Source organism: Fulvivirga sp. AWR4_260, assembly GCF_056158185.1.
This window is the reverse complement of record NZ_JBSWSU010000015.1, coordinates 1,262,847-1,275,412: the sequence shown is the minus strand read 5'-3', so window position 1 is coordinate 1,275,412 and position 12,566 is coordinate 1,262,847. Positions and strand designations below refer to the sequence as shown.

At 35.9% G+C, this 12,566-nt stretch carries 11 protein-coding genes; 4 read left to right on the top strand and 7 right to left on the bottom strand.

The window, feature by feature from the left end; genetic code table 11:
- Positions 1-122: 122 nt before the first annotated feature.
- Positions 123-2,639 (bottom strand): FAD-binding oxidoreductase, encoded by a 2,517-nt coding sequence (locus ACXACQ_RS11990; RefSeq protein ID WP_474976185.1) that lies wholly within the window; start codon positions 2,637-2,639, stop codon positions 123-125.
- Positions 2,640-2,650: 11 nt separating this feature from the next.
- Entirely contained in the window at positions 2,651-3,592 is a 942-nt protein-coding gene (locus ACXACQ_RS11985; protein WP_474976184.1) for a hypothetical protein, read from the bottom strand.
- Between the two features lie 436 nt (positions 3,593-4,028).
- Here ACXACQ_RS11985 and ACXACQ_RS11980 point away from each other — a divergent pair, with 436 nt between their 5' ends.
- Positions 4,029-4,295, top strand: coding sequence for a hypothetical protein (locus ACXACQ_RS11980; protein ID WP_474976183.1), 267 nt, complete (start codon positions 4,029-4,031; stop codon positions 4,293-4,295).
- Positions 4,296-4,374: 79 nt separating this feature from the next.
- On the opposite strand, the gene ACXACQ_RS11975 is transcribed toward ACXACQ_RS11980, so the two are convergent.
- The 5 genes from ACXACQ_RS11975 to ACXACQ_RS11955 form a co-directional block, all read right to left on the bottom strand.
- Positions 4,375-6,987: a PAS domain-containing protein gene (locus ACXACQ_RS11975; protein ID WP_474976182.1), complete on the bottom strand. Its 2,613-nt coding sequence runs from the start codon at positions 6,985-6,987 to the stop codon at positions 4,375-4,377.
- A 189-nt stretch (positions 6,988-7,176) separates the two neighbouring features.
- Positions 7,177-8,049, bottom strand: a complete 873-nt coding sequence (locus ACXACQ_RS11970) for an NAD(P)H-binding protein (RefSeq protein ID WP_474976181.1) — start codon at positions 8,047-8,049, stop codon at positions 7,177-7,179.
- Positions 8,050-8,142: 93 nt separating this feature from the next.
- A complete protein-coding gene (locus tag ACXACQ_RS11965) occupies positions 8,143-9,063 on the bottom strand; it encodes a helix-turn-helix domain-containing protein (RefSeq protein ID WP_474976180.1) in 921 nt (306 codons plus the stop codon).
- Between the two features lie 155 nt (positions 9,064-9,218).
- Entirely contained in the window at positions 9,219-9,977 is a 759-nt protein-coding gene (locus ACXACQ_RS11960; protein ID WP_474976179.1) for an SDR family NAD(P)-dependent oxidoreductase, read from the bottom strand.
- 102 nt (positions 9,978-10,079) lie between these two features.
- Positions 10,080-11,006, bottom strand: coding sequence for a helix-turn-helix domain-containing protein (locus tag ACXACQ_RS11955; protein ID WP_474976178.1), 927 nt, complete (start codon positions 11,004-11,006; stop codon positions 10,080-10,082).
- A 304-nt stretch (positions 11,007-11,310) separates the two neighbouring features.
- On the opposite strand from ACXACQ_RS11955, the gene ACXACQ_RS11950 reads away from it, so the two are divergent.
- From ACXACQ_RS11950 to ACXACQ_RS11940, 3 genes are read left to right on the top strand one after another with little or no spacing between them, the layout of a single operon-like run.
- Complete coding sequence (locus tag ACXACQ_RS11950) at positions 11,311-11,910, top strand: MBL fold metallo-hydrolase (RefSeq protein WP_474976177.1); 600 nt, start codon at positions 11,311-11,313, stop codon at positions 11,908-11,910.
- A 43-nt stretch (positions 11,911-11,953) separates the two neighbouring features.
- Complete coding sequence (locus tag ACXACQ_RS11945; RefSeq protein WP_474976176.1) at positions 11,954-12,154, top strand: hypothetical protein; 201 nt, start codon at positions 11,954-11,956, stop codon at positions 12,152-12,154.
- 1 nt (position 12,155) lies between these two features.
- Positions 12,156-12,515, top strand: coding sequence for an antibiotic biosynthesis monooxygenase family protein (locus ACXACQ_RS11940; protein WP_474976175.1), 360 nt, complete (start codon positions 12,156-12,158; stop codon positions 12,513-12,515).
- Positions 12,516-12,566 lie beyond the last annotated feature (51 nt).

The following is a 12,566-nucleotide window of genomic DNA, read 5'->3' as shown; positions in this document are numbered from 1 at the left end:
TGAGACAAAGAAATTTATTTAGACTAATTACAAATAAATTTTCTGTTAATTATCTGTCTCACAATTAACTAGCCTAAATATTGTATCAGATAGAACATTTACACACAACGCAGATCTGAGTATCAAAAATCATATATATGTTCAATTGAAGCATTATTATCTTGTTTAACAAATCGAATAAATGGCAGGAGCTCTTTTACTGGAACCAAATATAATATCCGTGTTTGCTCGCTGTCAGTAACTACTTTAGAGTTGTAGAGCCACTCCTCATTTTTAAAGGACAGCAGATCTCCGCTCTTAGTAATTACAGATACAGCTATTTGATCGTTACCACTAATTTCGAGTATAGAAAGCTCATCAGAATTTAAATCCAACAAGGTTTTTGTAAATTCACCCCACCTTTTTATTGCCACAATTTTACGGCTGTCATCTTCTTCCATTACCCTTACTCTAGCATCAGCTATCTGAGATTCCGTATTTACTACCATAAAAATGTCATTCACAGGCTCCTCATAAGTAGCACTGGCTGCCCAATCTATCAATTGAGCATATGCAGCCTTAAAACTAAACTCCACAGTAAAGAATAACATTCGCTCCCACTTCCTCAGCCAATTGCTATTTTCTTGATTATTGGTAGTATATACCTTTTTAACCCATGGCAGAAATTCAAATTCATACCAGGCAGTATGATAAATAAAATCAGCATATGCACGCTGTGCTTGAACTATTACTTTCTCTTCGTCAGACATAGTACCATTATAAAACCAACTAAAAAGGCGGCCTATTGTATTCTCGTAGATAAGTTTGGCAGCATATTCCATGGTTACACTTACACCAATGACCTGAAGCATTGTGTTGTATTCATCATTATTAGCGTAAGCTTCAGATACTAAATGCTGAGATCTATCATACAAGGTCCAGTATTCATCTATTGAGGCATAAAATGGAAAATTAGATGGGTTTGCACCAGATTCTAGATAATCGGCATATTCATTGGGATTAAAAACCAAATACCATTCCGGAACTGTAAGCACAGTCTGACCTTCATCTCTGAAATACCCCTTTATATCTTTTCTTTTTTTAGCTAAATCCGTACTTATATATGGATTGTATTTATCCAAAAACTTATTGGTAAATCGGTGTAGTGAGTCAACACTATTCTTAATTTTAAAATATTCCTCCGCCTTTGGAAAAGCCTTATTAAATTGTGTAAGTGTAGCATGAGGCTGATATGGCAAATACCACTTACCTTTTTCACTTATAATAGCATCAGTCATTTCTACGGTCCATCGGGCCACATCATCTTTAGCCTCGTCATCTGTACCCTGTTTGTAATATATCACAAAAGCAAAAACATCTTCATCAGCCCATGACAAATACGATTCTTTATCGGCAAAGGCATGCCTTAAAGACACATTAATAACATTAACATTGTACTTTTCATAAACAGCTCTCATTTTAGGAATGAAAGACTCTATATTACCAACGGGTATAAAATACTCTTGAAGTACATATGTGGTCTTTTCTCTCGAGGCTGGCTCTAATTCTGCTACATCATAGCTGGCTTCTTTATTTCTCCAAACCACTTTTTCTTTACTATAATAGGCCGGATCTATCAAATTCCGCCTTACCCATTTACCAAAACTACCCCACGAAACCATATTGACTAATTGAGGTTCCAACCAATAGTTCACATCTTCCGGAGTCACTCTTGTAGTATCTGTAAGTTCTTTAGTACTCACTTTCCATACTACATTATTAATAGTTTCATAATTAGGAGGGTATAGATCTCCATTTTGAAATATTACTGTACTGTCGCTAAGGATTTCTTCATTAAAAAAGGCTCTATAATCTGCTACTTCTACAAGTTCCGTTTCTCGCTCTACTTTTGTATTATCCACTAATTGCAATGTAGCTTCTGCAATTACGCCTATACCTCCATAGCCACCTATAGCCGCCTTAAATAACTCTACATTTTGCTGTCTATTTGCGATTATTACCTTACCATCAGCCAAAATAAGCTTTATGCTTACTACCGATGAAATGATAGGGCCATGACCGATGTATCTACCATGACAGTTCACAGATATTGAACCACCCACAGTAAAATTGGCGTAAGTCTGCATTATCTTAATTGCAAGATTATGCTTATCTATAACTTTCTGTAAGTCCCGCCATACTATCCCAGCTTGCACGGTCACTTGTTTTTTAACGGTATCAAGCGACAATACTTTATTAAACTGCCTCATATCAAAATGTAGGCTATTCTCATAACCTATTTGACCACCCATACTAAATCGCCCGCCTCCAATAGAAATTTTTCCATCCGTGGATTTAATCGCCTGACTAATGTCTTCAACAGTATGCGGCTGAATAATCTGCCCCACCTGAATCGCGTTCAATTGCGTGATATCATTCACCCGCTTGTTATCAAGCACCTTAACATAATGGGGATCTCCCGACACCTTAACCAAAATAAAAACAGTAAATGCATAGGCTATAAAAGCATAAAATGGAATGGCATACCTTTTTTTATGATGTATAAATTTCACAAAACGCCCCAGCAGCTTAACTATAAATAAAAAAACAGCAACAATGGAAGCAAAAATAACTACTATGAAAATTTGAATTCTATACACTGAGATTGGCTTTAGATTTTGGTAAATAACATTAGTGCATTTTTAGTTGGATCTCCTTTTTGAAAGAGCGATCGCTTCTCAAACCTAAATCCTAATGAGGAGACAAATTCCTGAATAAACTGGAGGGAATAAAAGTTGCGAATCTCTTGCTGATTATAATCCCATGACTCATTAGTACCCATATTAAAAACATCATGCGCCAATGCCACTATAGTTTTTTGATCTTCTGAATTACAATCATGGTCTCTTAAAACCAACTTCCCTCCTGTACGCATTACATCTCTAATTGAAGAAATATAATCACACCTTAAGTCTAATGGGCAATGATGAAATCCTATATAAACTGTCACCAAATCAAGGCTTTCTAATGCTATATAATTACCATAATTTGTACAGTATTCATCTGTAGGAATATATTCAGCACCAATGGATATTTGCCCTCTGTCAATCATTTCTGTTACCGAATACCCGGGCTTTTTACCATCTGCATACCAACGTTTACCTTTAATTTTGACCTTTTCTTCAAGATAATCCAGGTACCGTCCTGATGAACCTATTTCTAGATAACCATCGAAAGAAGAGCCTTTCCCCAATAACTCTACCGTTTGCTTAGCCATTTCATCTTTCTGCTTAAGCAATGAAGGAAGCTTGTAAGTAAATATGGAAAGGAATGGGTCTATACCCCCCAGCTGCTGTTGTGCATTGGAGTATATTTGCTGATCAGAATTATGCTCCCGACTAGCTGTTGCTATGACATTGTGGAGCTTATCTTCAGGGTAAAGGTTAAATACATTTTTAAGAAACTTATAAAATCTCCGCTTCAGTTTATTATTAGAATAGATATAAAAAAAATTACCTCTACTCTCAGAGATTTTCTCTAATACTTTCATAGGGAAAGCCCCAACACTCAAGAAAGCCAGTCCTATACTACCCAAAAATCGTCCTCTCTTCATAGTTTAAAAAATTAATGTTCCCAAAATAAGAATTAATTACATAATTCTTAAATAATATATAAAAACATAATTTAAATAAATATTACTTTAACTTAAATAACTCAGCGAGAGCAATAGTGAAGCATCGACATATTAAAACCACACTTATTCTAAAACAATTCTTTCCATATTTTATTACTATACTAATACCTTTTCGCATAAGGTGAAATTGAGCTATAAGATCTGTAATAAGCAATGAGTTAACATTAATAGCTAAAATGTTAGTAACTAACCATACTACAATGAGGGTTCTCCAGCCTATTATGCTATTTAACTTAGTTAATTTATTTGCTGAGAGGCCGTTAATTTGAGAGGTCAGCTTTTCTGAGTAGGTCTTCAAAGGTGCTGATAACTTTTTTTACACGGCCTCTTATTTTAAACTTTAAAACAAGAAACTATGCACTTAGAAGACAAGTCATATCATCAAATAATGGATTATATGTTGGTGTTAGAGAAAGCCTCTATGGAATTAAGATCTAAGCTAACTTCCATTAGTTTGTTTACAGAAAACAATACAGATATACCTGTTGAGGAAAAAGAATGTATTTTAAATATAGCTGATATAATAAATAATAAAAGTGATGAATTAATTTTTGTTGAAGCCCAACTGAAATCTGTAATCAAAGAATTAAGTAATAGCAAAAACTCAACGCAGAGCAATTAAAACATTACTACCATTTAACGACTAAGACTAGTAACAATATTATAAAGCCAAAGGAGTAAACTCCTTTGGCTTTATAATATTAGCTTCTATTTATTTCTCGAGCAAATATTGCAACTACTTCTATTTTATCATCTACTCCTCTTACTGGGGTATAAGTGACCTTAACATCAGACGTAACACCTCCATCTGCCTTGCTCATTTCAGCCTCAATATACTCCCCCTTCAGAGCTTTGCTTATGATATCTTTGTGCTTATTAAATTCCGTGTCATCAGTATAAATTTCCCTCAATGGCATTCCTTTTCTAAGCACTAAATCTTTTGCTTCCCATGTTTTTTTATACTTTTCATTAAATATTGTTAGGTTTAAGTCTTTATCAACCATCACAATAGTATCTACACTAGCATCAATTAGGTCTTGCATATAATTTTCATTCTTCTGCACTTGATCTAGCACGCGAGCCATTTCCTCCTGTGTAGCTGACAGCTCTTCCATATTTTGCCTAAGCTCCTCTTCTTGAGCTAGCATTTCCTCCTTTTGTTGTTGGCTTAATAACAATGCCTTTTCAGATTCATTTTTAGCTTTCATAAGCTCTGTAAGGTCCTTTGCATAAACTACGCACGAATCAATTTCTCCAGCTTCATTTTTAATAGGCCTATAAATAGTGTTGTAGTACTTATCACTTCTTTCAATATAGTCTACTTCCTCTATTTGCTCCCCTTGAAAAACACGATCATAATATGCCTGATGCTTTTTATGCTCAGAGCCTTCAAAAATACCAAATACAGAATCTCCTATTTTAATATCTAGTTCAATACTATCCATCAAGTCTTGAAATGCCTTGTTAACTGTTTTTAGACAGTAAGACCTATCAATAACAAATATATTATCTGAGGAGCTGTCTAAAATTCCAGTAACATATTTTTCTTGCTGCTGAACAGCTGCCTGTTGTTTGACTTCATTAGTAATATCATAAGCCAATTGTACTACTTTAATAGGTTTGCCGGCAGCATTACATAGTGGAGAGTATATTCCTCTAATGTGAATATCATTACCTTTTTTGTCTTGACGTTTAAAGTAACCATTAATAGCTCTGCCTTCTTTTAACTGATCCCAAAACTCTCGGTAGGATTCGGACATTTTATCTTCTTTACTTACCAACTTGGCATGCCTCTCTCCCAACAACTCTGCCTTACCATAGCCCAATATTTCAAGGTAATTTTCATTAATATCAAGAATAACACCATCCAAATCAAACTCTATGCTGGCCATAGTTGCATTAATAGCTTCTATTTGCGATGTCATATCTCTACTTACACGGCTCATCTCCTCTTGAGTAGCCTGCAATTCTTCCATGTTCTGCCTCATTTCCTCCTCTTGAGCACGCATAGCCTCTGCTTGCAGCTGTGTTTCTTGGAGCAATTTATTGGTAGTTTCATTAGTAATGGTATTAGCCACGGTAGAAGCTATAACTTCAGAAAGCTTTTCAATAAATTCAATCTGATATTGCTCAAACCTTTTGAAAGAAGCCATTTCAAGTATACCATAGGTAAGTTCATTGACTTTTAAAGGAACTATCAGCACGCTATTGGGTAGCGACTCTCCTAAGCCCGAAGTTACCTTAACGTATTCTTCTGGCACATCGGTTAGGTAAATAGTTTGTCCCTCAATCCAGCATTGGCCGGCTAACCCTTGTCCCTTGCTAAGGCTACGCTCTACAAATTTTTTCCTGCCATACGCATACATAGCTTTCATTTCCATCAAACTGTCCTGCTCTGCATCACTAGCTATGAAAATGCATCCTTGATTCGCCTCCATATACTTAATTACATAAGTAATGATCTGATTAGAAAGCTCATTGATATTATTATTCAATCTTAATATCTCATTTATCTCTGCCAATCCAGTATTTACCCAGCTTCTTCTATCAGACTCTTTCTGGTTGAGTTCAAACTGCTCTTTTAAGGTTTTAAGAGCACCGGACAGTTCATCGTCATTAGATTCTACACTTTCAAGATTATCAAAATTACCATGACTAATAGCCTCTACATATTTACTGAGTTCATTTGAACGCTGAGCGTCCGAGTTTTTTACATTTTCTATATCTTTCGCCAAAGCATTTTTCTGCTTCAAAAAGCCTACTATCAGAAAACCTAACAATAAAATAATTAAGAAGCATGACACTAACATAACCATGCTCCACCTGTCATAGTCCTTTCGTGCCAAGGCTTTGTTATCCTTGATTTCACTTTCAACCTGATTGAGGATTTTTTGACTATCGGTATATAGAGCTAAAATTTCAGCAATTGCCTTTGAATCATTAAAATCACCGGAAGCTGCCATGTGCTCCACTAAGCCAGAAGCAGCTTTGCTGTTACGTAATAAATTAGCCCAATTATCATCTTTATTCCTTTGAAAAAATTCATCTTTATTCCTTTGAATATCTTCCAAAGAAGCTTTTACAGTATTAAAACTAGCAACAGCCTTTTCCTTTTGTTTGGCAGAACCGTCAGATTTCAAAGCCAATATTCCTGCTGTATTTAACTTCTCTGTTGTTTCTATAGCATTGAGGTAATATATAGCCTGCTGACCATAAGCTTCATATCGGTAATTAAAAACGATTAAACCAACTAACAGGGATAATGAAAAAATACCGAAAAAAATTAAAGCCAAATAAGTTTTATTCAGTGACATACGTTAGAGATTAAAAAATGTAATACAAAGCGTGCAATAAATGTACAAGACACAATTATATGTAATAATTAGCCTAAAACATGACTTTTCAATCTCCTCATTTTCCCATATATAGAAAAGTTTTTCCAAATGGAACAAAAAAGCAGTATGCCTCTACATACTGCTCACGACCCACACTTATAAAACGCTTTAATATTGAGAGGCAAACACCTCGACAAAGTCTTTTAATTTAACTGCACCATATTGCTGTGGTTTATTATTTTCATAATGTGATAAAAGCAAACCACTATGGAGGCTGGCTCCTAGTTGGATAAAATTATCCACGACAAAATTGGGCATACCATTTTTCAACATGGCAGCTTTAGCCTGTTCATCACTTATCCTTATCCACTTTAATTTGGGTTTACCTATTGCTTTTCCTAAGGCATGCGCCACCTGATTTGAAGTAGCCTCTTGGCTTACCACATATCTAATAGAACTTTTCGTTTGCTGCAACTCCTCTGCAGCTGCCTTAGCAATATCTTCTGGCGCCACTAATATCATTTTATCATCGCCTCCATAATTAGACATAATAGCATCTGCATGCTTAATCATATCACTAAACCCAAACAGATTGTTATAAAAAAAACCTGCTCTTAAATGAGTGATATCAACCCCTTGAATATTGTTAATGATATTTTCAGAATAATAAGACCCCAATATAAAACCCGTACCTTCACTTAAATGTGCTCCATAGCTGCTTAAGTGTACTAAGCGCCTAACCTCAGAATCTTTTAAAGCTGCACTATAAGCATTGGCTACCCTTTGGTAATAAGCCACAACATCAGCCTCAGCAAAATTGGGAGGAATCATTAAAAATACAGCATCAGCTTTTTTAAAAACACCTTTAAGAAAATCCGCATCATCTACCTTACCGATAGCAGCAGTAGCCCCCATGTTTTCTATGGCCACCTTTCTGTCCATATGACTACTCACCACCGTAACTGCATTGCCCGTCTTTACTAGCTGTTGTGTAAGTGGCAAACCAATATTTCCTAATGAACCTGTAACTACAATTTTCATAATCTATTAATTAAATGAATATTATAGTTCAAAATTCATGATTGAACAGCCATATTATGTAGCCCAATCTAAGGTGATTGTAGCCAAGTCTCACTACTTAAATGTATGGCGAAATGCCTGAGGAGAAAGGTTGGTTTTATTTTTAAATAATTTACTAAACGACTGACTATGCTCAAAGCCAAGGTCATAGGCAATCTGGCTTACAGTTAAAGAAGTGGTCGACAACTTCTGCTTCGCATATTCGATAAGCTTATCTTGTATGTGCTGCTGAGTACTTTTACCTGTCAAAGTCTTCAACAATCCACTTAAATAGTTAGGAGACATGTGAAGGCAATCGGCCACTAACTGCACGGAAGGAATTCCCTCAGTTAACTTAGCCCCATCAGAAAAATACTGTTCTAGCAGAGCTTCTAACCGATGTAACACCAGGTGATTATGCGGCTTTCTGGTTATAAACTGCCTGTGATAAAATCGATCAGCATATGACAATAATAAGCCAATATGATTAACAATAACTTTGGCGCCCAATTGATCTATTTTACCAATACACTCCTTATCAATATTACTTAAAATGCCTCTTACTATATCTTCTTCGGCTTCCGAAAGGTGAAGAGCCTCATTTACAGCGTAATCAAAAAAATCATATTGCTTAATCTCTTGTGCAAGCGAATAATTCCATAGAAAATCGGGATGCACCAATAGCAACCACCCTGAATGCTCCAAAATAGAATTACCTTCAGATTCTATTTTTAGCACTTGTCCTGGCGACATAAAAATTAGCATGCCTTCGTCAAAATCAAAGTCTTGTTGGCCGTACTTTATTTTACCATTAAAATTCTTCTTCAACGCAATGGAATAAAAACTCAAAACCACATTTACTACTCCACCCTCAGGCAATTTAGTCATATGTTCTAAATCAATGAGGCTTATCTGTGGATGCACCGGCTCGGCCAGCCCCATTAAACTATGGTATGCTTTTATTGAAGTTATTTTTTCTGGGGCGACCTTTTTCATATTACAAAACTAAATAATCAGCATGCAAAACGATTCTTTAGGCATATTTAGTTCTTTCCCCTCTATCAATACAAGAATAGTATTATCCCTAAAAAATAAAAGAGCAGCACCAATCGATACTGCTCCTTCTTATACAGTTATGGTTTACTTCAATATTACAAAAACATACCACCTGCCACTTCGATGCGCTGACCGTTAACCCAGCCCGACCTCTCGGAACAAAGAAACGCCACTACACCTCCAATATCTTCAGCCTTACCTGTTCGTCCTAAGGCCGTTACACTTTTCATATATTCCTGAAGATTTTTATCATTTCTTAAATGTCCGTTACCAAAATCTGTTTCAATAGCTCCTGGGGCTATTACGTTAACAGTAATTTGCCTAGCGCCTAACTCTAGCGCCATATACTTCGTCATCACCTCTACAGCTCCTTTAATAGATCCGTAAGCAGATGAGCCCGGCACGGAAACTCTGGTAAGCCCCGAAGATATGTTAATGATTCTTCCTCCATCATTAATAAAAGGAAGAGCTTTCTGTGTTAAAAAATAAACGCCTTTATAATGTACATTTAAAGCTTGATCAAACTGCTCTTCTGTGGTTTCTGCAAATGGAGAGTAAAGTGAAGTACCTCCATTATTGATAAGAAAGTCAAAATTGGAACTGCCTGTATTTTCCTTCAAGTGATCCGTTACCGTTTTAAAGAAGGCATCAAAAGACTTTAAGTCGCCAGTATTAAGCTGAACAGCAAATGCTTTTCTCCCCAATGCTTGGATTTCCTTCACTACGTCATCGGCTTTTTCTTTGCTGCTATTATAAGTGATAACAACATCTACGCCATCATTGGCTAAACTAAGTGCCATGTCTCTGCCTAAACCTCTGCTTCCTCCGGTTATAAGTGCTATTTTACTACTCATTGTCATCTTTGTTTTGTTTAATTATTTAATGCAAAGCTAGTGACAGCACCTATGCTCGGGTTTGCACGTATCAAACAGTAGTTTGCGCAAATCAAACAATAACTAAGACCTGAATGCCAATGGAGTTAAGAACGCGAATTTTTTAAAGAAATTAGAAAAATGAGCTACTTCCTCGAAGCCTAAACTATACGAAATTTCAGAAACACTCCAGTCAGTTTGCTTAAGTAGCACTTTAGCCTCTTGCAAAATTCTACCTTTAATTAACTCGGTAGTTGTTTTACCAGTACTATCCTTCAGTACCCGATTTAAATGATTAACATGCACTGCTAACCTTTCTGCGTATTCATTAGCTGTTCGTAACGCCAAGCGTTGAGATGTAGTTTCAATAGGAAATTGACGTTCTAATAATTCTATAAACAATGAAGTAATTCTAGACGAGGCTGTAGATTGGGCATGGAGCAAGCTAGCAGGTTGTAATTTCTGTCCATAATGAATCAATTCCATTACATAATTGCGAAGCAAATCATATTTAAATTCATAATCTGAACTGATTTCCTTCTGCATTTTATTGAAAATATAAGTCATTTCTTCCTCTTCCTGCTTGGTAATTTCAAAAACAGGATATCCTCCTGACTTAAAAATAGGAAGTTCATCAAGTACTATTCCGCTCTTATTTTTTAGCAAAAATTCATCTGTAAACACACAAAAAGAGCCCGACATATCATCTTCTGGCACCCAGCGATATGGAACCTTAGGAGTTGCAAATAATAGCGCACGTTCCTTTATCTCAACCACTTTATCTGCATATTCTGCCCTGCTTCTACCCCGTATTAGACTTATTTTATAGTATGATCTTCTATCATAAGGCATTCCAGATTTCTTCATCACCTCCCTTATGGTAGTAGCAATATCAAAAACATTAAAATGACCAATATCTTTAGTGATACCTGATGGCAAAAGCTTACTTAGTTCGCCCTCATGATCTTTGAAAGTGTCTCTATAAAAATCGTCTAACGTCCTACTTCTCATCACACCTCTATTTACATGGTTAATTTTGTAAAAATCAAAGGTACAAAGTTTTCATCCTCTTTCGTGTGGTAACGCTGAAAATAGTGGATGGCTATTATTTCTTTACTTGTTGCTCTTATTAAATATCATTCTTTTCTAGTCTTTTTCTCTGAAAGAGGCAAAGCATCAGCCATTCATGAAGTAGCTAAAGCTTGATTGACTTTAAAATAAATGACCAAATATCTGACATTTAGAACATTATCTCCGAAATCCTAACCTTATATAAGTTTCACCGCATCAGCAATTTTGTAAAAAACTAGATACGATGAAAAAATTATTAATGATGATTACAGCGGCAGTGTTTTTGTTTACTGCTTGTAATGATGACGATGACAACACTACAGTTAGCCCTAACCCCAATGCTCCTGAGTTAGAAATTAAAGAAATAGAAAGTGGGGTACACCAAATTTTGCTAGACTTTGTACATGCCTATGTTATAAAGGATGATAAAGATGGAATTATAGTTATAGATACGGGCATGCCTGGTACTACTGATAGTGATGGTAACATTCTACTTAAGGGCTTGATGCAAATGGGCATAGATCCAAAAGATGTAGATCATTTATTAATAACTCATGCACACCCCGACCATTTTGGTAATGCAGGAGTTTTGCAGGACATCAGCAATGCTGAAATATGGATGAGCGCCATTGATGCACCCATATTGGAAGATGAAGATGTAGACTACCGCACGGTATACCAAAAAGACGGATCAATTTATAAGAACTTAGCACCCTTTATGCAAGCTGATGTGCAGCACAAAACCAAAGATGGTGACATCATACCTTTGGCGGGAGGCATAACTGTGGTGGCCACGCCAGGTCATTGCTTAGGACACCAAAGCTATATTTTACAAAAAAAATAAATTATTATTTATAGGAGATGCTGTAACCAACCTGCACAGCAACATGGAGCTACCTCCTAATTTTGAAAATGTAGAAACCGAGGTCAACTCTGTACACAAATTATTAAACTACGACTTTGATAGAATTGCCTTTTGTCATGGAGTATATATGGGAACAGGTGCGTACAACCTTTTCTCTGACAGATGGAAAGATGTTACTTACGATGACGTAAAAGACGATTTTGGAACACCTAAAGGCGAGTAATATGGCTACTGAAAGAGATCCAAATGTAAAAAATCCTGAGGCGCCATTTACATTTATCAATGTATTTGAAATTGAAAATAAGGATGTTGATACATTTATAGAAAGCTGGAAAAACCGCTCAAAAGTCATGGACCAAATGCCAGGCCATATTTCAGCTAACTTGTATCAATCCATATTACCCAACAGCAAATTTCAGCTAATTAATGTTGCAAAATGGCAATCTTACAATGCGTGGATTGGAGCAGTGAATGATCCAATATATTCAGAACAATTAGATAATGATATTGCGGAAACACCTAGTTTAAAAATCAATCGTGGTTTTTATAGGCCTGTAGCCTCATACACACATCTATATGATTAACTAACATTTAAAAAGCTGCTCATATAGCAGCTTTTTAATTATCATTTCTGT